This is a genomic window from Alicyclobacillus sp. SP_1, assembly GCF_024706985.1.
Classification (GTDB): domain Bacteria; phylum Bacillota; class Bacilli; order Alicyclobacillales; family Alicyclobacillaceae; genus Alicyclobacillus_I.
The window spans coordinates 38,161-59,645 of sequence record NZ_JAMCCX010000105.1; the positions used below are offsets into that span (position 1 = coordinate 38,161).

At 53.7% G+C, this 21,485-nt stretch carries 17 protein-coding genes; 11 read left to right on the forward strand and 6 right to left on the reverse strand.

All coding sequences use genetic code 11. From position 1 onward, the window contains the following. The first annotated feature begins 87 nt into the window (after nt 1–87). Both M4I36_RS16390 and coaA read left to right on the forward strand, forming a co-directional pair. A complete protein-coding gene (locus M4I36_RS16390) occupies nt 88–1,293 on the forward strand; it encodes a L,D-transpeptidase (protein WP_258112836.1) in 1,206 nt (401 codons plus the stop codon). A gap of 77 nt (nt 1,294–1,370) precedes the next feature. Further along, on the forward strand, nt 1,371–2,330 hold the full coding sequence (gene coaA, locus M4I36_RS16395; protein WP_258112837.1) for a type I pantothenate kinase: 960 nt from the start codon (nt 1,371–1,373) through the stop codon (nt 2,328–2,330). 34 nt (nt 2,331–2,364) lie between these two features. Here the strand turns inward: coaA and M4I36_RS16400 are convergent, their stop codons facing one another. After that, on the reverse strand, nt 2,365–3,897 hold the full coding sequence (locus M4I36_RS16400; RefSeq protein ID WP_258112838.1) for a Ppx/GppA family phosphatase: 1,533 nt from the start codon (nt 3,895–3,897) through the stop codon (nt 2,365–2,367). Beyond that, nucleotides 3,894–5,276 (reverse strand): dTMP kinase, encoded by a 1,383-nt coding sequence (locus M4I36_RS16405; RefSeq protein WP_258112839.1) that lies wholly within the window; start codon nt 5,274–5,276, stop codon nt 3,894–3,896. Before M4I36_RS16405 ends, M4I36_RS16400 begins: the two co-directional genes overlap by 4 nt. 164 nt (nt 5,277–5,440) lie before the next feature. On the opposite strand from M4I36_RS16405, the gene M4I36_RS16410 reads away from it, so the two are divergent. From M4I36_RS16410 to gap, 3 genes are all read left to right on the forward strand, one after another. Then, a complete protein-coding gene (locus tag M4I36_RS16410; protein ID WP_258112840.1) occupies nt 5,441–5,944 on the forward strand; it encodes an NUDIX hydrolase in 504 nt (167 codons plus the stop codon). Nucleotides 5,945–6,201: 257 nt separating this feature from the next. Beyond that, nucleotides 6,202–7,263, forward strand: a complete 1,062-nt coding sequence (locus M4I36_RS16415; protein WP_258112841.1) for a sugar-binding transcriptional regulator — start codon at nt 6,202–6,204, stop codon at nt 7,261–7,263. Further along, the gene (gap, locus tag M4I36_RS16420) at nt 7,260–8,279 is read left to right on the forward strand and encodes a type I glyceraldehyde-3-phosphate dehydrogenase (RefSeq protein WP_258112842.1); all 1,020 of its coding nucleotides are present in this window, start codon (nt 7,260–7,262) and stop codon (nt 8,277–8,279) included. Before M4I36_RS16415 ends, gap begins: the two co-directional genes overlap by 4 nt. 214 nt (nt 8,280–8,493) lie before the next feature. Here gap and M4I36_RS16425 read toward each other — a convergent pair whose 3' ends face one another. Beyond that, complete coding sequence (locus M4I36_RS16425) at nt 8,494–10,779, reverse strand: MMPL family transporter (protein ID WP_258112843.1); 2,286 nt, start codon at nt 10,777–10,779, stop codon at nt 8,494–8,496. Between the two features lie 404 nt (nt 10,780–11,183). Between M4I36_RS16425 and M4I36_RS16430 the strand changes: the two genes are divergently transcribed. Both M4I36_RS16430 and M4I36_RS16435 read left to right on the forward strand, forming a co-directional pair. Then, nucleotides 11,184–12,461: an MFS transporter gene (locus M4I36_RS16430; protein ID WP_258112844.1), complete on the forward strand. Its 1,278-nt coding sequence runs from the start codon at nt 11,184–11,186 to the stop codon at nt 12,459–12,461. 22 nt (nt 12,462–12,483) lie between these two features. Next, nucleotides 12,484–13,689: an acyl-CoA dehydrogenase family protein gene (locus M4I36_RS16435; RefSeq protein WP_258112845.1), complete on the forward strand. Its 1,206-nt coding sequence runs from the start codon at nt 12,484–12,486 to the stop codon at nt 13,687–13,689. Between the two features lie 103 nt (nt 13,690–13,792). Here M4I36_RS16435 and M4I36_RS16440 read toward each other — a convergent pair whose 3' ends face one another. Together M4I36_RS16440 and M4I36_RS16445 are read right to left on the reverse strand one after the other, a co-directional pair. Further along, nucleotides 13,793–14,770, reverse strand: coding sequence for an aldo/keto reductase (locus M4I36_RS16440; protein WP_258112846.1), 978 nt, complete (start codon nt 14,768–14,770; stop codon nt 13,793–13,795). 188 nt (nt 14,771–14,958) lie between these two features. Further along, on the reverse strand, nt 14,959–16,224 hold the full coding sequence (locus tag M4I36_RS16445) for an adenylosuccinate synthase (protein WP_258112847.1): 1,266 nt from the start codon (nt 16,222–16,224) through the stop codon (nt 14,959–14,961). Nucleotides 16,225–16,363: 139 nt separating this feature from the next. Between M4I36_RS16445 and M4I36_RS16450 the strand changes: the two genes are divergently transcribed. The 4 genes from M4I36_RS16450 to M4I36_RS16465 are packed head-to-tail and all read left to right on the forward strand — an operon-like array spanning nt 16,364 to nt 20,254. Next, nucleotides 16,364–17,296, forward strand: coding sequence for a LysR family transcriptional regulator (locus M4I36_RS16450; protein ID WP_258112848.1), 933 nt, complete (start codon nt 16,364–16,366; stop codon nt 17,294–17,296). Further along, complete coding sequence (locus tag M4I36_RS16455) at nt 17,293–17,991, forward strand: response regulator transcription factor (RefSeq protein WP_258112849.1); 699 nt, start codon at nt 17,293–17,295, stop codon at nt 17,989–17,991. Before M4I36_RS16450 ends, M4I36_RS16455 begins: the two co-directional genes overlap by 4 nt. Next, entirely contained in the window at nt 17,988–19,439 is a 1,452-nt protein-coding gene (locus M4I36_RS16460) for a sensor histidine kinase (protein ID WP_258112850.1), read from the forward strand. Before M4I36_RS16455 ends, M4I36_RS16460 begins: the two co-directional genes overlap by 4 nt. Beyond that, nucleotides 19,436–20,254 carry a lipoate--protein ligase family protein gene (locus M4I36_RS16465; RefSeq protein ID WP_258112851.1) on the forward strand — a complete coding sequence of 273 codons (819 nt, stop codon included), beginning with the start codon at nt 19,436–19,438 and terminating at the stop codon, nt 20,252–20,254. Before M4I36_RS16460 ends, M4I36_RS16465 begins: the two co-directional genes overlap by 4 nt. Here the strand turns inward: M4I36_RS16465 and M4I36_RS16470 are convergent. Next, complete coding sequence (locus M4I36_RS16470) at nt 20,229–21,479, reverse strand: sensor histidine kinase (RefSeq protein WP_258112852.1); 1,251 nt, start codon at nt 21,477–21,479, stop codon at nt 20,229–20,231. The two genes, M4I36_RS16465 and M4I36_RS16470, sit on opposite strands and share 26 nt — an antisense overlap. Between the last annotated feature and the right edge of the window lie 6 nt (nt 21,480–21,485).

Below are 21,485 nucleotides of genomic sequence, written 5' to 3' on the forward strand. Positions count from 1 at the left end.
CTATGCTAGTTCTACGAGCGACACGGATAGACTGAAAAGTGTATGTCAAAAGGGGAACATGCAGGTGCAAGGAGGCAAGGAAAAGCGATGATGAGGTCGAGAATGTCGGTGGTTCGGAGCGTCTTGCTGTTGATTTTGGCGGCGTTGCTGACGTTGTTTTTGCGTATGCTGTCATCCACAGCCGTGGCAGAGCCATTGAAACTGTTGGTACCCGAGAGTCAATTTAACACGCTGCGGGGAGTGGAAGTTTTCTTCAGCGGCCCAGTTCGGGACGTGCGTTGGACATATGACGGCAAGACGGAAGATACACCGCTGACGAAACCAACGGACAAGTTGTGGCTGCCAGTGCAGCTTCCGCAGGGAGACTCTGCGGTTCAGGTCAGGGTGGACAGTGCCATCGCTTGGAATGATGGAGCACAGATGAAGTCCGTGGTGTTGAAGGGATCCACCCCGGCCCCACTGCACGTGACCACGGACCCTGGACCGTGGCAGTTGCAGGTGCCCCGGCATGGCCCGTATACATTTCAATTTAGCGCACCCATTGCGAATCCGCAGCAATTGGTCAAAGAAATACACTTCTCACCCAATGTACCAGGACACGTCAAATGGCTGACGCCTGAGTTGGCGGAATTTATTCCCTCGAAACCTCTTCCAAGCACCACTCGCATGGTGTTGCATTTAGATGGAGGTCCGCACAGTGTGGTTGGAGTTAGTGGTCAGTTCCTGCCCATCCATGAAGTGACACGCCCTTTTGTGACCGCAACATCGCAATACATCATTGTGCGTGAGGGCCAACCCGAGACGTTAACGCTCTATCGCGGCAACAAAATTGAATTTGAGTCCTTGTGCAATACTGGCGTGGATAATGCTACACCGCTGGGCCATTTCTACATTCGTTTCAAAGCGACCCATTTGGATATGAAGGGTACCAATCCCAACGGCAGTCACTACAACGTGCCCGATGTGAAGTGGGTTATGGCGATTGACGGCAACATCGCTATCCATGGATTTCCACGGCAATCTTACGGATTTCCACAAAGTGCGGGGTGTGTGGAATTGCCCGTCCCGCATGCGGCTAAACTGTTCACGATGGTGCACGTAGGTACACCTGTAACGATTGAAGGACCACAAGGCAACACGTCAAACAGTGCGTCCAACAACAACTCTTCGAGCGCTGCGAACGTGTCATCGGGAAGTACAGCGTCGGTGGATTCGTCGGGCAGTACGGCGGGCAATCCGTCCGGCAGCACAGTCACCTCCACCTATCAGGGTGCCAGTGTAGCAAACTCCTGACCACCGCATGGAGCGGATGGATGAGCTTATGTCGTAAAGAGAGATCAGAGAATGGTGCATCAGGGGGCCTACAGACGTTGTCGAAGTCGACGAATTCCAATAGCTTCTCTCGGTATATTCGCTTTAGTCGAGCGGAATGGGCCCACTTGCGGGCCTCGACGGCCATGCCTTTGTCGGAACAAGATTTGGAACAACTGCACGGCATTAATGAGCAAGTGTCCCTGACCGAAGTCGACGAAATTTATCTGCCCCTGTCTCGACTACTCAATCTGTACGTGGATGCCACGCGCAATCTCTATCTCGCGTCCAGCGCCTTTCTCGGACATTTAGCCGAAAAGGTGCCTTACGTCATCGGGATTGCCGGGAGTGTCGCTGTTGGTAAAAGTACGACCGCTCGTATCATACAGGCACTGTTAACGCGCTGGCCTGGCCATCCTAGGGTGGATTTGGTCACCACCGACGGCTTTCTTTTACCCAACGACGTGCTGTCTGAGCGCGGGTTGATGGAGCGCAAGGGTTTTCCTGAGAGTTACGACGTCCGCCGCCTCATTCGCTTTCTGGCGGACGTCAAGTCCGGGCGCAAAGAGGTCAAGGCGCCAGTCTACTCGCACCTCACATACGATATTGTGCCAGGTGAATGGACGGTAGTGCGGCAGCCGGACATCATGATTGTCGAAGGTCTCAATGTTCTGCAGACAGGGCAGTCACTGTCCCAAAGTGGTGCTCCACGACTCTTTGTTTCCGATTTCTTTGACTTCACAATTTATGTCGATGCGGAAGAGCACCTCATCAAACAGTGGTACGTGGAGCGCTTCCACAAACTTCGACAAACGGCGTTTCGCCAGCCGGAATCGTTCTTTCGTCGTTACTCCACGCTGACCGAGGAAGAGGCGAGCGAGACGGCCAGTCGTATTTGGGACACCATCAACGGCCCCAATTTGCGCGCCAACATTTTGCCTACCCGGGCGCGAGCGCACCTCATTTTGACGAAGGGTGAACACCATTCGGTGCAGAGCACTTCGCTCAAAAAATTGTGAGCTTCTAAAATAAACAGCCCTCCATCGGGGCTGTTTATTTGTCCTTGTAGCAGAGGGGAATACCGAAGGCTTTGGCAAACTCATCACCGAGTCCAGCGTCTGCAGAGGTGGCCACGCGGTGCGCGATATGAGGCATTTTTCCTACGCAGAATTCTTCGTGCTGAAACTCGGCATAAAGTTCTTGTGCCGGAATACCTAACTGCAAATTGAGCAACTTAGCCAGTCGCAGCAGGACCGATAGGCGGTGTAGGCGATGGTCGGTTGTGTCGCTTCGCTTGCTTGCACCGTTCTGTTCGGAAGCGTGCTTCTCCATAACGTGCTTTTCCGGGTGTCGCAGCGAAGAGTCGCGGCCCGTGAGCAGTGCAACCACATCATCTAGGCTGTCATAGTCAAGGCCGAACAAGTGTGACGTTTGAGCCAGATATGCCGAGTGTTTTGCCCATTTTTCGGTATTCACGTAGCAACCGCAACTCTCAATCTGTGCGGTCACCCAGAGAAGTGTTCGATCCGTTTCGGAAACCAGCTTGCTCGGTACCAATCTATCGAACAAAATCATCGTTGCAGCAGTCACCGATTGCGCTACACTGCGATTGACTTGAAACGTCTTCTGAAAGTTTTCCACACTATGTTCCAGTACGTTGTCCAAACGGGTCTTGTGGCTGAAACGCAGATAATGCTCGAAAAAAATTCCTTCGCGCAGGCCGCTTCTGCTGACAATCATCCGTTCTGATTGGAGTGTGTCCAATAAGGCAGTGATGGTGGCCAGTCCAGTGATCACAATGTCTGCTCGACTTTCCGACAGACCTTTCACTTTTTTACGCCGTCCGATGGGTAGTGCACTCAGTTCAGCGAACAGGTCTTGAATGGCGTGTGCTTCCAATGGATAGCCGTGGATACGTTCCAGAGACCCGCGCCTTCTTGCCAAGTGCAGCTTCGCAACCGCACGCGCTGTGCCACCCAGTCCGACCAGCGGTAGCCCTTTCGCGCCTGAGAGGAAAGGCACACAGGCCAACTGCTCCAGCATGAAGCGTTGTGCGGCCCGGCCCATCTCCAATTCGGGCAGATGCGAGAAATGCACTCTCAGGTTGAGTGCTCCATAGGGAATTGAACAGACATCGACCAATTCCCGGTCGCGCATAAGCATCAACTCACTGCTTGCCCCCCCGATGTCAAACAGCAAAGCATCGTCAATGGGCAGGGTGTTAACCACGCCGAGATATCCATATCTTCCTTCCGTCTTACCATCAATGACTCGGAACGCTAGTCCCGATTCCTCATGCAATCGCTTCAAGATGTCGGATTGGTTTGAGCTTTGGCGGACAGCCGCCGTCGCCACCGCAATCCAGTCGTCCACTCCGTGCATTTCTCCAGCGCGATAGAACAAGGTGCTGCACGTGATGGCACGTTCTACGCCTTCGTCGGAGATTCTTCCGTCTACCATAGCTTCGGCGAGACGAATGTTCTGCTTCATTTCGAAAGTCGGGCGGTAACTCCCGTTTGGCAGCGTTTCGTAGAGGATGAGGCGGGCCGAGTTAGAACCGAGATCGATAATTCCAAGTGTCGTCACTCTGCAGCACCACGCAATCGCTCGAGGACGGTCTCTTCCATTACCTTTTGTACGTTCTTGCCGATAGCTGGCAGAGTATGCAGGCCGTACACCGACGCCAAATGACGATATTGCGCCAGCAGCCCACCTTGGTACAGTACGAGCGAGTCGAGCACGTCTGGGGAGATGCACAAGTCCATGCCGGATTCCCAGCGAAAGAGTTGTCCATACTGGGACAAACAGCGGTGCGCCAAGGTCTCAGCGTCCGACTCCAAATAAAAGGAAATATCCGGTTGCACAGCGAGATCGTATAAATTTTCTAGCCATTGGGCCGATCCGCCACGTACCAGTTGGCGCGCCATCAGTGTGTAGATGTAGCGGTCGGCAATCACAACCATTCCCGCGCGCAGAGCGGGAAGAATGCCGTTCTCTAATTCAGCCATAAAATCTGTAGCATAAAACAATGCCATGGTTCGAGGGCCAACCATTTGGTCTTCCTTGGCCTCTTCAATTGCTTGGCGCATCAGTTTGGACCGTTTGATACCAGCCGAATAGACCGCATATCCGCGAATTTCTAAAAACTCCTTGAGTGCCTGACTCCTCTGGTAGTGCCCTGAGTAGTCGGAGCCTTCGACTACAATCAACTGTCCTGGCAGTCCGTGCGGTCGAAAGGAATGGGGGGCTAGAGCGTCAGCAGTAGGCTGCGGGGTGAACCGCGCTGCGTGTCCCGTGCCAAGTTCAATGGGATGCAACCCTTCATAATCTTTCAAAATGGACTTGGTAAGGTCCCGAACTTGCCGTTGCTGGACGTCAATCGGCAACGTGGCGTCAATGACTTGCAAATTCTCCTTTGAAGCCATTCCGTCATATTCTTCTTTCACCATGCCTTGAAATATTTTGAAACTCTCCACGGGGTCGTCGGTGAATCCCAAATCCAGTCCGGCCTCGTGGTATTTTAACTCGGGTCGACCTGCTAAGATGCGGTCCACGGCAACGTCAAGCGGGGTTTGAAAGTATAGGGCGAGGGATGGACGTACGACGTCTGCATACGTGTTCTGTACCCACGCTCGCTCGCATCCACGGGCTACATCGCGCGCGAACGCAGTATAGATGTACCTATCTGCCAACACGATGAATCCAGCCCGGAGCAGTGGAAGAATGAGGCGCTCATAGCGGTCATAAAAATCCGCGCCGTGTATCAGATGGAACGTGGTGGGCGACAGTTGCCGCTGTTGTTTTGCTTTTTTGGTCCATGTCTTGACAAGTGTCGAAGAATTCCATTCCGTAAAAACGACGGGATATCCTTCATTCTCTAACCAGGTCTTGAGGAGCGATATTTGCGTACTCTTTCCTGAACCGTCGGTCCCCTCGACGATAATCAACTTCCCAGGGTAACTCATGCACGAACTCCTCTCCACTATCAGGGTGACCATGCCCCTGTTTTCCACTCCTTCATTGTGCCAGATTTTGAACTCCTGACACAATCGGATATAGTAAAGCCTGATGTGTTTATGCCCGTTTGCGGGGCATATGCCGACTGAATGGTATGAATTGGGGCGAAAGAATGGGGTCGAGTGCGATCACTCTGTCTGTCACGGCTGTCTTGTCTCATGTTGTGCAGGGGACAGAAGAGATTCTCTTTGTTCGTGAAGGACGAGGCAAGAAAAAAGGCTGCTGGAATTTGCCGTCCGGCCGCCCTCGACCGGGAGAGTGTTTAGAGGGAGCGGCGGTTCGCGAATTGTTGGAGGAGACGGGTGTCCTCGGCGAAATTGTCGGACTTATCGGCGTTTATACCTATTTGCGTAAACCAGGTCATCGTCTCGTGCGAGTCGTCTTTGCAGCCCATCCAACGGATCGAACCATAAACGGTCTGCAGCGTAAGGTCGACGGAAAAGAAATCTTAGATACGGCTTGGCTATCCGTCTCCGAAGCCGAGCGCCTGATCTCTAAAAAAGAGGCGGACTGGTGGCGTCCTGCGGTGCTTCAACGTATTTTGGCAGACTGTGCGGACAACCAGATAGTGTCAATGCATCACGTTCATGAATGGAAAGAACTGTGGATGGTTTGACCGCGCGTCGATAACGACCAAAGACTTGGCGCAACGGTTTCGGTGTGGTGCGGCTGCCGCCTTTCATTTCAGTGGGCAGACCAGAGTCTGCGAAGGCATTCGAGGGATATCCCGGTCGCCCAACTCCCGTAAAAATCTTGCCGAAGAGTTGCGGGACGGGAACGTGCGGTTTACAATATTGACATACAGCATCTTTGGCCTTATCGGGACTAAATTTGACTACCAGGGACTAAATTCGTCCCATAAGGAGGCGGCGCGTGGATACGAAAGATGAGGCAGCTATGTGGAGCGCCGTTCGCCGACTTGTTCCCGAATTGTCCGAAGAGTTGCGGTGGCGCACGAGGATTCTCGAACGAATTTACGCACTTGGTCCCATTGGACGGCGAGCGCTGGCCCTTGAGATGGGTACGACGGAGCGAATCTTACGGGCAAACCTGGATTTTCTCAGAGAGCAAGGGTTACTGGTCGCCAGTGCCGCAGGCGTATCGCTGTCTGAGGACGGCGAGCGAGCCCTGGAGATGGTGGGCGAGTTCGCATCGAAATTGGATGGCCGTGCCGAACAAGCGGAGACTGTTTCACGACTTCTGCGTATTCCCACGGTCATTGTCGTCGAGGGTGATAGTGATGAAGTGGGCTTTGCGAAGGACAATCTAGGCTATCGAGCAGCGGAATTCCTCAAGAGGGCGCTGACTCCGCTTGATATTCTGGCCGTCACTGGCGGGACGACGATGGCGTCGGTTGCGCGCCGGATGTCCGTAGCGGCACCAGCCGTCACCATCAAAGTTGTCCCAGCCCGTGGGGGCCTAGGTGAAACAGTGGAAATTCAAGCGAACTCAATCGCGTCCAAGTTGGCTGAAAAACTTGGCGGACATTCGGTCATGCTACATGTGCCGGACAGACTCGGAGAAGAAGCTTTGGACCAGCTCCTGGCAGACCCTTATGTGGAACAACGATTGCAGGAGATTCGTCAAGCCACGGTCGTGTTGCATGGTATCGGAAGTGCTTTGGAGATGGCCGAACGGCGCCAGGCATCCCAGTCTGAACTGAAGTTGTTGGAAGAGAACTGCGCCGTGGCAGAGGCATTTGGGTATTATTTCAATGCTTCGGGAGATGTTGTCTATGCCATGCCGACGGTTGGGTTGCGCCTGACTGACTTGCCACAGCTACGCATCGTCATGGCAGTCGCAGGCGGAGGTCGCAAAGCAGATGCAGTGGCAGCAGCTGCAAAAGCGTACCGGATTGACGTACTGGTGACGGACGAAGGTGCAGCAAAGCGGATGATTGAAAAAGAAATGGACAAAAGGAGAGAAATAGAATGACACTAAAAATCGGGATTAATGGATTTGGACGCATTGGCCGGAATGTGTTTCGTGCGGCGATGTCAAAGTCTGATGTTGAAATTGTCGCCGTCAACGACTTGACCGACGCAAAGACGTTGGCAATGCTGCTCAAATATGACTCCGTTCACGGCAGACTCGATGCGGATGTTCATGCCGATGGTGACCAGATTGTCGTCAATGGTCGCTCCATCAAAGTGTTCGCGGAGCGCAACCCGGAAGAGATTCCTTGGGCGAAGGTCGGCGTGGAACTGGTCATTGAGTCGACTGGCCGCTTCACCGACAAAGAGAAGGCAAAGGTTCATATGACCCATGGCGGGGCCAAGAAAGTGATTATCTCAGCACCTGCAAAAAATGAGGATATCACCATTGTGATGGGCGTCAATGAGTCGATGTATGACCCAGAGAAGCATCATGTCGTCTCGAATGCTTCCTGCACCACGAATTGTTTGGCACCAGTCGCTAAAGTAGTGGATGACCATTTTGGCATCGAGCGCGGGCTTATGACCACCGTGCATTCCTACACGAATGACCAACAAATTCTCGACTTGCCGCACTCCGATATGCGCCGTGCTCGGGCCGCTGCGCTGAATATCATTCCTACGTCGACGGGTGCTGCCAAAGCGGTGGGACTGGTGTTGCCCCATCTCAAAGGTCGCTTGAATGGCATGGCCATGCGGGTGCCAACTCCGAATGTGTCCGTGGTTGACCTCGTGGCGGATGTTCGTAAAGACGTCACGGTAGAGTCCGTCAACGCTGCGTTAGAGGAGGCATCGCGTGGCGCATTGAAAGGTATTATGCAATACAGTGCAGAACCGCTCGTGTCTCGCGACTACAATGGAGACGCGCACTCGGCCTCGGTTGACGCATTGTCTACTTTTGTCGTAGACCGCATGGTTAAAGTCGTTGCCTGGTACGATAACGAGTGGGGCTACTCGAATCGGGTGGTCGATCTCGCTGTGTTCATAGGCTCTAAACTGGCGGTCGCGTCAAAGTAACTGCCATTGAGTGGTTCGGGCAACCATCGGACAGACGAGATGGGCCATGGAGTTCGAGAGTTGGTGGGCAAGCAGTTGCCCTCCCGCTCCCGGACACATGGCCCTTACGCCGATTTTAGGCCCTTGGCTTCGCTGGCTGCCTTGACACAAAAATGCGCTGTGCAGGCCCCGACACGGGTGAGGTCTGCACGGCGCCATGTGTGCTTTATGCCTGTCAGATAGACGTCTCGGACTCCATTTTGGCTTCGCTGGCGAATTCCGGAGCGGGGCTGGGCCAGAACGCGAAACGTCCTAAAATGGCCGTGATGGAAGGCACGAGAAATGGACGGACAATGAACGTGTCAATCAGCACGCCAAGTGCTGTCAGCAATCCGAATTGGACAAGAATTTGTATCGGCAATCCGGCAAGAACTGCAAATGTTCCGGCGAGAATGAGTCCGGCTGACGTGATGACGGCGCCAGTCCGATTGACGCCAATGGCAACGGCTTCCCTGAGAGGTTTCCGTCGTGCCTCTTGCCAGATGCGAGAAATCATGAAAATGTTGTAGTCTTCTCCGAGGGCCACTAAGAAGACGAAGGCATAGAGCGGAATGGCTCCTTCCAATGCCGTCGCGTGCATGACGCCATGCAGGAGCAGCCAACCAGTGCCAAGTGCCGCTAAATAGGAAAGACCCACGGTGACAATCAGATAGACCATCGCCACGATGGACCGTAGATAGGTCAGGAGGAGAAGCGCGATGACTGCGATGACAATGGGGATGACGACTTTCGTGTCACGTGTGGTGTAATATCGCGTATCAAACTGCGTTGCTGTCTCGCCGCTGATATAAACGCTCGCTTTCGCATCGGGCACTCCCTCGTGACGTAGACTGTCGACCACCGCTTGACGCAAAGTTGGCAACGTATTCATGGCCGCGTTGGAGTAAGGGTTGCTTTTTTCGACGACTGTGTATTGGTGAACTGTGTTGTTGACTTTTGAAGTCGCCGAACTTACGGTGCCAACGAAAGGCAATTTTTTGAGATCCCGCTCGACTTTCTCAGTCGACGTGCCCTCTGTGGTGACAATCTCGATTGGAGCGAGATCGCCCGCAGCATAGTGGGTTTCAATGAGATGAAAGCCCACTCGAGAGGGCATATTCTTGGGGAAGGAGTCCAGGAGATTGTACGTATAGTGAATTTGTGTGGCAAACGAACCTAGGATGAGCAAGACGACGACGGAGATGCCTGCAATGGTCCACGGACGTCTCGCTACGAGCCGACCCATGCGTCCGCTACGAGCATTCCGGGCCTGTTTCTTCTGAAGTTTCTGCTCATATGGAAGCGCTGCCCGCTCTCCGCGTTTTTGCCGGCGCCGGGCTGTGCGAGCTGCTTCCATCTCTGGAGTGCGCGGCACAAACGGTACGAATGCCCGACGCCCAAGGATAGAGAGCAGAGCAGGCACAAGGGTTAATCCGGCAATGGCCATCATAAAGATGGCGATACTGAAAGGTAAGGCGAAGCGATGGTCAGAACCGTATTTAGCAAACAGTAGCGTCAGTAGCGATACAACTACAGTCAAAGCACTCATCGCGATGGCACCGCCTGCTTGACCGACAGACTGATGCATGGCTCGTTTTGGGTCGGACTCGTTGTGTAAGGCTTCTCGGAAGCGCGCAACAAGAAACAGGCAGTAGTCGGTGCCTGCACCAAAGAGGAGAACCGTCATGATGGACACGCTTTGGGCACCCACTGTCAGCCACCCGAGTTTGGCGAGACCGCCTAAAATTGGAGAGATGACACCATATGCAAATCCCACGGAGATGAGCGGCACGAGAGCTAGCAGTGGTGAACGATAGAGCAAAATGAGCAAAATCAGCACCAGCGAGACCGTCGCTGCGAGCAGAGTGATGTCTGCATTTTTAAACAAGCTCGTGGCATCGGTCGCAATGCCTACGGGGCCAGTGATACGAGCCTCCAATACTTGTCCGTGGCTGGCATCCGACGTCGCCTGAAACGGGTCGTCGCCAAAAATTTGTTCAACATCTTTATGGATGGCAGCAACATCTGTTTCGAGTGTGGCAGTACCTGCTTTGGAGTCGATAGAAATGGGGAACACGAGAGTCGTCTCATCTTTTGATTCGAGTTTGGCGACCACGGCTAGGGGCACATGCTGAAAATCCGGAACGGACGACTGCTCCGGTACGGGGTGGTCATGAAGATATCCAGAAAGTTTTTGGATTTTCTCCAAATCGGTTGTCTGAAGTCCTCCGGCGCGATAAAAGACAATCAGTGCAGGTGTTCCGGAGTTACTCGGAAAATATTTTTTTTGCATCTGTGCAGCGACCACGCTTGCAGCTCTGCTCGGCAATTCCGCAGCGTTGTTGTTTTCCTCTTTGGTGACGCTGGGCAATACGATGGAGAGAACGGCGGTGAGAACAATCCACAGTGCGAGGGTGACAAATCGGCTGCGTCTGCCAGCCACCAAGCGCCCCCAGGCCGCAAAAAATCCAGAGTTCTCCAAAATAAGGTTCCTCCTTGATTGGGGGGCAGAACACAGCCACACCCTAATTATTTATACCGTTAGGTTAATTTAATCAAAAGTTTCATAGGTGTCAAGTGACTTGCCGATTGTCACGAAGTTGAGAATCCAGTGAGAAATGAAAATATTCCCGTTGAAACGGCAGGAGGCTCTATCCAAGGGGAACCGATTTTTATATAATCTACTAGTGTACGGTTCCGGTTGCGGGGTCTTCTAGTCCAATCTCTCTATTATCTTAGGGTTCGCTGGTCGAACTGAGTGTAGTCCAGTCCTTTCCGTACAGAGCGAATATCCTGTTGGTCCGTCTCTTTCGTCAATGGACACCCCCTTGCTCTTGACCACTAACCAATGGCTTTTCGACAAGAATCCGCGATGGAGTGTGAGGCATGTTTCAGGCAAAATGGCGATTATTGAAGAAACGGAATTTTTCTTTGTTTTTTCTTGGTCAAAGCGCCTCTCAGTTTGGGTTGAGTTTCAACGTGTTGGCATTGCTGTGGTTGATGCGAACGCTTACGGGCGGCTTGCTCTCGTCCACACTGTTGATGGGGCTGGTACTGGTTGCAGACGCCATTCCGAGAATTATGTTATCGCCCTTTGCGGGTGTCTTGATTGACCGCTGGAAAAAGCGTGAAGTCATGCGTATTGCCGATGCGGCGCGAATGGTTCTGCTGGTTGTGTTAGCCGCACTCATTTTTGCGCACGTCGTCATGATTTGGGAAGTACTTGCGATTGCTTTGCTCCAGTCGGTCTTCTCGACCTTTTTTAGCCCGTCTGATGCGGTACTTCGGACTCGTTTAGTCGAACAAGACGATTTGCTCGAGGCAAATTCCATCATCCAGACCGGGAAGACGGCCATGGGTGTTGCAGGGCCAGCTGTCGGCGGTCTGCTGATAGGTTTTGCGGGTCTTGGCTACGCATTTTCTGTGGGTGCCATCACATATCTCATTTCCTTCGTCGCTCTGACGATGATGCAGGTGGATGAGCCAGACCTCGTCAAAAGACCTCTTGAAGTGCACAGCTTTTTTCAAGACTTGCGTGGTGGCTTTGAAGTGTTTCAAACAGTTCGCTATGCAAAAATCTTCACACCGTTTCTCATGCTCTTTAACTTTCCAATGGCCGCACTTGACCTTCTGCTCGTCCAGTATGTAGCCATTCATCTTCACTATCAGACATCTACGGGTGCGACCATGGTAGGTCTCATCAATGCTTCGCTGGCGGTTGGGGAAGTGATTGGCGGACTGTTAGTCTCCACAGTGGCGGCCAAGATTCGCCGGGAGTTGTTATTTGTATACTGCACTTCGATTGCGGCTCTGATGATTCTATTCACCGGATTTACTGACAATATTCCACTCATCTGTGTTTGGTTTTTCTTCGGTGGCTTCTTCATGGTGATGGTCAATGTGGCGTTTTTTACAGGCATCCAACAGGCGGTGCCAGGACCGCAACTTGGGCGCACCTTCGCTTTGTTGCAAACGGCCTTTAATGGTATGACACCTGTTTCTCAGTTGGTCTTTGGCGGTCTCGCAGCCGTCATTCCGATTGGATTGTTGTTCAGTCTGCTCGGTGCTATCGGCTTTGTCGCAGGCTTTAGCCCCATCTTCCATCCCTTTGTTCGGCGCGGCGAACTTGCAGAGAAACCCGCAGAACAAGTAGAGTCGGCTTGAGTCTGCGAGAGGAGAGAGCGAATTGGATTTTTCTTATTCTGAAAAAACGAGCATGTGGTTAGACAAATTGAAAGCATTTATGGCGGAAGTCGTCTTGCCGAATGAGTCTACGTATTATCAGCAGCTGAAGTCGGCGGATAGCCGGTTTACCATTCCGCCTATCATGGAGGAAATGAAGGCCCTTGCAAGAGCTGAAGGTTTGTGGAACTTGTTTTTGCCAGATGAGCGGTTTGGTGCAGGATTGACCAATGTTGAATACGCGCCGCTCTGTGAAGAGATGGGGCGTTCCGAAATCGCTCCCGAAGTGTTCAATTGCAGTGCGCCCGATACAGGGAATATGGAAGTACTCGCTCTGTATGGGACACGTGAGCAGCAAGAACAGTGGCTGCGGCCACTTTTGGCTGGGGAGATACGGTCGTGCTTTGCGATGACTGAACCGGGAGTTGCATCTTCGGACGCAACCAATATCGAGGCCAGTATTGTCCGCGATGGCGACGAATACGTCATCAACGCACACAAGTGGTGGTCTTCTGGGGCTTTGGACCCGCGTTGCAAGGTGGCAATTTTGATGGGAAAGACGAATCCAGAGGCTCCTCGCTATGAACAGCAGTCGATGGTTTTGGTGCCCCTCGACGCGCCGGGTGTTCATGTGAAAAGAATGCTGTCGGTCTTCGGCTATGACGATGCTCCACACGGTCATGGGGAGGTGACATTCAACCATGTGCGAGTCCCACTGAATTCGATGATTTGGGCGGAGGGTAAAGGATTTGCTATTGCTCAGGGCAGGCTTGGTCCAGGGCGCATCCATCACTGCATGCGTTTGGTGGGTGCCGCCGAACGTGCGCTGGACTACATGTGTGAACGGGCTAAGGCGCGTGTAGCGTTTGGGCATCCTTTGGCACATCAGGGAGTCATTCAGAGCTATATTGCCGATTCGCGGATGGACATTGAACAGGCTCGCCTGCTTGTTCAAAAGGCTGCCTATCGGATGGATACTGTTGGCAACAAGGGGGCACAGTTAGAGATTGCCATGATTAAAGTCGTGGCGCCGAATATGGCGCTTCGGGTTATTGACCGTGCTATTCAAGTACACGGTGGAGCGGGCGTGAGCGAGGATTTCCCGCTTGCTAAAATGTGGGCTAACGCGCGGACATTGCGTTTGGCAGACGGGCCGGACGAAGTGCATCGCCGTGCGGTAGCGAGGATAGAATTGCAGCGAGAAGTGTAATGTAAGCCCCCGGGTGCAAAACAGGCGACACTGGCCGCACCCCTGTTTGCACCATAGAAGGGCTACCACAATACGTGCTATCGAGTGCATGGTTTATCCGTGCTTACCAAGAATAAGCTTCAGGCGCTGGTTTGCCGGGTCCTGGGAAAATTTCGTGTAGGCGGCCCATGACCTCCTCTGACAAATGAACGTCCAGCACATGAAGCGAGTCCTCCAACTGTTGCAAGGTGCGAGGGCCGATAATCGGGGCCGTTACAGCTGGATGTTTGAGCACGAATGCAAGGGCTACAACATCTTGCGGTTCTCCGAGTTCTTGGCACAGGGCGGCAAAAGCCTCCAACTGCGTACGGTGTTTCTCCAACGACTGAGTCGCGCGCGCACTGCGACTACCGGTCTTCGTCAGCGCATTTCTCCCGAGCAGACCGCCAGCGAGTGGACTCCAGGGAATGACGCCAATGCCGAGAGATTCGGATGCAGGAAGTACTTCCAATTCGGGTTCTCTGCACAGCAGATTGTACATGTGCTGCTCGGATACAAGCCCCAAAAAATGCCGCTCCTTTGCAGCAGCTTGCGCTACGGCGAGATGCCATCCGGCAAAGTTGCTGGAACCCACGTAACCGACTTTACCTTGCTGAACGGCCAGTTCAAAAGCACCCCAAAGCTCGTCCCAGGTGCAATTTCGGTCAATGTGGTGCATTTGATAGAGTTCAACATGGTCCGTCTGAAGTCGCTTCAAAGAACTCTCGAGATGGCGGCGGATTTTATACGCCGAGAGACCGGGGCCCTCATTGGGACCATCGAGCGGATTGTCCATCACATTGTAGACTTTGGTGGCCAAGACAACTCGTTCCCGCCGTCCGCCTCCCTGTGCGAACCAACGACCGATAATTTCTTCGGTCCGGCCGCGATGTCCCTGACCGCCATAGACGTTTGCAGTGTCAAAAAAGTTGATGCCCGCATCGAGTGCCGCGTCCATCATGCGAAAGGACTCTTTTTCGTCGGTTTCAGGGCCAAAGTTCATCGTGCCAAGGCAGAGTCGACTGACTTTGAGCCCAGTTCTCCCCAATTTCGTGAACTCCATTTCGCCACCTCTTTCAAAGTTTCTGCAATCTCTATTCTAGTCCTTTTCTGTCAGACTTACGAATTCATCGGTTGCATGGGCGTTTTGTCCGAGAATCGTAAGCTCATTAAAGGAGCGACGGACGCTGCCCGTGGGCGGCGTCCGTTCGTATCGTGAGCCTGCAGGGCCCGTTGACGTTCGTCTTTGGATTACGAATGGGTGTGGACGATGGTCTGGTCCCGATTCGGACCCACAGACAGGTACGTGATGGCCACACCGACGAGTTGTTCGACGGCCAGAACAAAGTTTTGCGCGGCGATGGGTAATTCTTCGAACGTTCTACAACCGGAGAGGTCGTCAGAAAATCCGGGGAAGTACTCATACACCGGGGTTGCTTGTTCTAAGGCGTAAGTTGGCAGCGGCAAACGGTGCTGTTCTCCGTTCCAGTCGTACGCTGTGCAGACACCAATTTGGTCGAGTCCCGTGAGAATGTCCAACTTCATCATGGCCAACTCCGTATATCCATTTAGCCAAGCACCGTATCGCAACGTAGGGATGTCGAGCCATCCGCACGTACGCTGTCGCCCGGTAGTTGCTCCGAATTCTTCGCCACGTTCTTGGAGATAAGCTCCAATGTCATCGTTTAACAAGGTTGGAAAAGGCCCAGCGCCGACGGCCGTCGCATACGCCTTGGTGATTCCTGTAACACGACCGACAGAAGTGGGTGAGATGCCAGCACCAGCAAAAATACCGCCCGTGATCGGTGACGACGAGGTGACGTACGGATAAACACCCCAGTCGAGGTCACGCATAATACCCAGCTGTCCTTCGAGTAGAACATGTTTGTCCTCTTCGACGGCTTGCATCAGAAGCGGCAAAGTGTCTTGCACGTAGGGAAGAAGAATTTCGCGCGCTTCAAGCAATTCGTCCCAAACATCCGAAAAGGTTCCGTAGGATTGAAGTGCCGGAATGCGCTCCATCTTTGCAGCAAAGGCCGATTCCAAGCGGTCCCGAAAACGTCCCAAATCGACCATTTCTCCAATTTGAATGCCGAAGCGACCGACTTTATCTTGGTAGGCTGGACCAATGCCTTGCAGGGTGGTTCCGACTTTTTTCTGGCGACGTTCTTCTTCGTATGCATCCTGCCATATATGGTACGGAAGCACCAAATGAGCGCGTTCAGAGATGACCAACTGTTTGGTCGATATTCCTTTCTCCTCCAACTGTCGTAGTTCTCGTACGAGGTTAGCGGGATGAATGACCACACCTGTGCCGAGCACGCAGACTGTGTGAGGATGGAAAATGCCCGATGGAACAAGGTGTAAAGCGAATTTTCCGAACTCGTTGACAATCGTGTGCCCTGCGTTGCCGCCGCCTTGGTAGCGGACGACAATATCTGCCTTTGCGGCAAAGTAGTCGACCATTTTTCCTTTGCCTTCATCACCGTATTGTGCGCCGACGACTGCATGAATCAATCCGCGTCCCTCCTTCGTATATCCACGCTCAGTGTATGCAGTTGCGGCCTATGTGTAAAATGAATTTATTGTATAATTACTATACATGAATTGAATAAAGGGTACGCGTCTAGACGATGCGGAACTTGGGGGACAGGCCGTGCTGTCGTTATATCAGGCTTTTGTTCAGACGGTAGAGAGTGAGACGCTCGTCGAAGCAGCTGCCGTGTTGCACACAACGCAACCTACGCTGACGCGTCAAATTCAACAGTTGGAGAGTGTGCTCGGTATGCCGCTCTTCAATCGCATCAGTCGGCGCCTAGTCATCAATCGCGCAGGAGAATTGGTCTATGCCCATGCCAAACGAATTATTCTCACCGAGCAGAGAATGCTCGATGAACTGGCGGCATTTGGAAATCCGGAGCAAGGACTGATCGCTGTAGGCGCGGGCTTGACGCCATCGATTTATATTCTTCCCACAGTTTTCGCCGCTTATCAGGCGGCTCATTCGGGCGTTCGCTTTCAGGTCGTCACAGGTAGTTCTCGCACAGTTCTGCAAGCTCTCGCACAGCGTGAGGTCGATCTCGGTGTGGTCACCAGCCTTGATGCGCAGGATGCGGAACTCGTCGTCACACCGTTGTGGCGCGACGAACTGGTCCTTGTAGCCCCTCCTTTGCATGCTTTGGTAGGGAGAGCGGTTGATTTTCGGGAGTTGGCAGAGCATCCGTTTGTGCTCATGCGCAGAGGTTCTGGCCTGCGCAAAATGATTGCAAGTCTGGCGGACGCACATCACATTGAGTTGGACGTGACGATGGAAACTGACAGCTTGGAAAGCATCAACCGAATTGTGCAGAGTGGTGTTGGCTTGTCTGTGTTGCCTGCGTCCAGTGTGCAGGATGATATTGAGAGTGGTCGGCTGGTCGCTTTGGAACTGGCGGATGGGCCACTCGGTGCGCGTACCATCTCGTTGGTGGTGCGCAAGGATTCGGGCGTTTCCGCAGCAACGCACCAGTTCGTCGAGACCCTGCCGGAGTTGGCACGGTTGCACCATGGCTGGCTGAGGCCAGTGACCGCAGAGGAGGTGCGGCGATGACGGCAGTACAAGAAGTTCTGATTATTGAAGATGAGTTTGGGCTTGTGGAGTTTTTGCGCATTGAGTTAGAGTTGCAAGGCTATGCGGTCGCGGTTGCGACCACGGGGACCGAAGGCTTGGAGCGTTTTCGAGAAGCCCCGAGTGACATCGTCTTGCTCGATTGGATGTTGCCTGATGTCGATGGGATAGAAGTCTGCAAAGTGCTGCGCGCCAGAAGTGAGGTCCCCATCATCTTTTTAACGGCCCGCGGGGCTGTCGTTGACCGTGTGAGCGGATTGGAAGCAGGGGCGGATGACTATCTCGTCAAGCCCTTCGCGATTGAAGAGCTATTGGCGAGGATGCGAGCCCTCATGCGTCGCGGGGAGAGAAGAGTGCAGGTAGAGGAGATACCGGGATCGCAATATCAGTTTGGCGACGTCTCCGTCGATGTCACACATCGGCGCGTCCGTAAGGACGGCGCGCTCGTGGAATTGACAGTTCGCGAATTTGACCTTCTGATGGTTCTTTGGGAACATCGTGGGGAGGTCTTGTCCAGACAACAACTGTTGCATCAGGTATGGGGTTTTGAAACACCAGTGGACACCAATGTGGTGGACGTCTACATTGGATACTTGCGGCACAAACTGGACGAGGAAAAAAAGTACATCCGCACAGTCCGCGGTCTTGGCTACAGCTTGCGAGGAGACCCATCATGACGCTCAGTTTCCGGTTGAAAATCTATACTGTTCTCTGGTTTGCCGCCGTTATGGCCTTGTTCACAGCAGGATTCACCATTTGGATTCGAGAGAGTGCCATCACTGCCTATCGTCAGGAATTGACTGTGGAATTGAATGATGTTTGGCGCAATGCGTCCTTGAAGCCCAATGACGTCATTGACAATAGCAATTGGGAGCAATTTGCGTTAGTGACTGATTCTGCGGTGGCATTTTTCAATGGCGATGGGCAACCCACATCGGTGGCAGAGACCAGTGATTTTCCACAAGAAGCATGGGCTGGTTTGCTCAGCACCTTGGCCAACAAACTACCCGTTCAAGGGGTAGACCATTTCAACAGCATCACGCGGTTGCCCGACTACGTATATGACAATCCGTCCGGAGGACATTCGCTACTCATCTTGAGTCGAGCGTTCGAGTTTCCAACTCATGAGCGCGGTCATTTGGTCGTCATCGGACCGCTCAGCCGCGTCAACCGCGAAATTGCGTCGGAACTGCGTATACTTTACACGGTCGATGGCGTGGCCTTGATTGCCTTTGCCATTGGGGTCAATTGGGTCGTGTTGCGAGGACTGTCGCCGCTGACCGCATTGATTGATGGAATTCGGTCTGTGGAGTGGTTCAAATCGGATCGGCTAGAGAAACCGACCGGGCCTGCAGAAATTCAATCGGTGGCGAATTCCGTGAACAGTCTCCTCGACCGCATTGATCAAGGAGTCGAGTGGCAACGCCGTTTTATTGCCGATGCATCCCATGAACTGCGGACTCCGCTCGCCATCATTGCGGGTCACGCCAATATTCTCAGGCGCTGGGGGAAGACCAATGAGAGTGTTTGGGAGCCCGCCGTGCGAAATATCGTGTCTGAGGTGGGGCGGCTACAAAACTTAGTGGACCGTTTGTTGCTCTTGTCGCGATTAGAGTCCGATTTTCAGCCGGCGACCACACGGTTAAAGCGACAAGATTTGCAGGACTTGCTGCAGCAGCTTCGCGAAGATGCGCGTGTATTGCGCCCGGACTTAACCGTAGAAGCACATGTGCATCTGACAGAGCGTATGCGTTTGGTCATGGGGCGGGACGACTTGCGGCAGATTCTCATCATTCTCTTGGACAACGCGATGCAACACACGGCAGCGGGCGGAAAGGTTCAGCTGATGGTCAATTTGGAAAATGGGCGAATTCGCTTCACCGTCGCCGACACGGGCGAAGGCATTCCCTCGAAAGCGTTACCTCACGTGTTTGACCGCTTCTATCGCGTCGAGGCGGGGCGAACGCGAAGTCGCGGGGGAGCTGGGCTGGGCCTAGCCATTGCGCGGGACTTAGTCGAGGCGTACGGTGGGCAAATCCACATGGTCAGCGAGGAAGGGCACGGAACCACCGTTCATATGCGCTTTCCGCCTGCGACCGAAGAGCAGGGAGACGAGGAGTCATGAGACCTTCAACGGGACTCGAATTGATGCGCGAGCGTGACATCTTACTCTGGCCACAGGAAGTGGAGGTGGCCGTTCTCGAGTTGGACGACGCAGAAGCCAATTTGCAGTTGGATGACGTGTTGGGAGAACAAGTTGGGCGTGGGGAACGGTCTCCACTTCTGCGCATTTGGAGACACGCAAAGGTGGAAGGCTTAGTCGTAAGCCGTCGTGATGTGGCATTGCCTGCCGCCGCTGCTGCGGCCGAGCGCATGAGAGCGTGGGGATACCCAGTTTTCGTCCGCGGGACTGGCGGTACTGCGGTTCCGCATGGTCGGACGGTGCTCAATTTATCGTTGATTTTTCCGCGTATTGCGGAACCCACGCCCACGACGGATGCCTTGTATCGATTGCTCTGCCAACCTTTACTAAATTGGTTGTGGCAGCTTGGTATGGCAGGTGCGGTGGGGCCAGTTCCCGACAGTTATTGCGATGGCAGTTATAACGTGATTGTCCAAGGGAAGAAGTTGGCGGGGACGGCGCAAACTTGGCGGGGGGGGCTGGCTGGGCTCGTGTCGTCGCGCCCAGGCTACATTCTCGCTCACGCTTGCATCCCTATCGACAGTCCGTTGGACCGGTATATACAGGCCATCAATCGCTTTTACGAGCAGTCCGGCAATGCTTATCGAGCGAACCTCGAGACGGCGACCACTCTCGCCATGCTTCAACCCGATACGGACTGGACGAGCGTCAAGGCTCGCGACAGTCTGGTCGCCACCTGTCAGTCTTTTGTGCAGTCGATGAAAGACCGTCTCAAATTGTTGGAAGTTCCACACTGACCGTCGCACCCTGTCCGAGACCAGGACTGCTCATCGTGATTTTGCCCCGGTGCTTTTCGACAATCCATTCTGCGATGGAAAGGCCGAGTCCAGTTCCGCCTATGTCCTCGTCGTCGCGCGTGCGCGAGAGGTCCGCCGTGAAGAAACGGTCAAACACACGCGGCAGGTCTTCGGCGGCGATGCCGCGTCCCGTGTCCGCCACCTGAAGCAGTGCGGTGCTGCGCAGTTTGCTCAAACGGACGGTAATTCGCCCTCCGGACGGCGTGAATTTACGGGCATTGTCCAGCAAGATGAGCAACAGTTGTTGTAGGCGGTCGGCATCTCCGCGAATCTGCAGAGACTCTGCCTCCGGGGAAATCTGGATTTCTAATTCAATGCCCGCCATCTCGACGATGCCTCCGTACAGGTCCTGCACGCGTTCGACCATCTCTGCCAAGGAAAGCACGGTCAGTTGCAGCGGCACCTTTTCGGAGTCGCTGCGTGCCAGTGTAAGCAGGTCCTGAACCAGTTTCGACAGCCGGCGCGTCTCGCTGTGCGCATTGTTAAGCCACTCTAAATTGTCGATCACGCTTTCGTCTGTGTGACCCATGGCGATGTCCAAATTGGATTGGATGACGGCGAGTGGTGTCCGTAGTTCGTGGGATGCGTCGGCGACGAATTCTAACTGTCTCTGCCATGCCGAGCGAATGGGGCGGAGAACACGTTGAGCTAAGTAAAATCCCGCCAGCGTGGAGAGGGCCATGCCGGCAATTCCGACGAAGAAAATGACGGTCTTAAGCCGCCGCAGAACCGAGACCTCGGAGTGGTCGTCGGCGGCAATCATCAAGATGTTGTTTGGATGGCCTTGGCGGCCTTGGAGAATATAGAACACTCGGTAGTGCGAGGTGCTGGTTTTGAGGTCGACATAATGGGTGCCAATCGGCGCATGGTTGGCAATCGACCAAAGTGCGGACTCTAAATTGCTCGGTGCACGCAGGATAAACGCTCCATCCGTAGCGAGGAAGAGGTATGTGCCGTGCGGTAAAAACGCCCCTGTTGCAGCAATGTTGCCCGTTTCGTCGTATTGCTCCACGACGGCGCGGGCGAGGCCGTGCAGACGCGCGTCAATTTGTCGCAATACCACTTGGCGGACAATCGTGTAGATGGCAAAAGACGAGATGGTGTAAATGATGAGGACGAGCGCCAAAGAAAGTAGGGCGATACGCGTGCGAACTTTCTGGAACAAGAGACA

What these genes read in the sequence shown, in the direction of transcription:
- M4I36_RS16390 (WP_258112836.1), top strand. Translation starts at nt 88, where the DNA reads ATGATGAGGTCGAGAATGTCGGTGGTTCGGAGCGTCTTGCTGTTGATT.
- M4I36_RS16405 (WP_258112839.1), bottom strand. Translation starts at nt 5,276, where the DNA reads ATGAGTTACCCTGGGAAGTTGATTATCGTCGAGGGGACCGACGGTTCA.
- M4I36_RS16410 (WP_258112840.1), top strand. Translation starts at nt 5,441, where the DNA reads ATGGGGTCGAGTGCGATCACTCTGTCTGTCACGGCTGTCTTGTCTCAT.
- gap (WP_258112842.1), top strand. Translation starts at nt 7,260, where the DNA reads ATGACACTAAAAATCGGGATTAATGGATTTGGACGCATTGGCCGGAAT.
- M4I36_RS16430 (WP_258112844.1), top strand. Translation starts at nt 11,184, where the DNA reads ATGTTTCAGGCAAAATGGCGATTATTGAAGAAACGGAATTTTTCTTTG.
- M4I36_RS16440 (WP_258112846.1), bottom strand. Translation starts at nt 14,770, where the DNA reads ATGGAGTTCACGAAATTGGGGAGAACTGGGCTCAAAGTCAGTCGACTC.
- M4I36_RS16455 (WP_258112849.1), top strand. Translation starts at nt 17,293, where the DNA reads ATGACGGCAGTACAAGAAGTTCTGATTATTGAAGATGAGTTTGGGCTT.
- M4I36_RS16460 (WP_258112850.1), top strand. Translation starts at nt 17,988, where the DNA reads ATGACGCTCAGTTTCCGGTTGAAAATCTATACTGTTCTCTGGTTTGCC.
- M4I36_RS16465 (WP_258112851.1), top strand. Translation starts at nt 19,436, where the DNA reads ATGAGACCTTCAACGGGACTCGAATTGATGCGCGAGCGTGACATCTTA.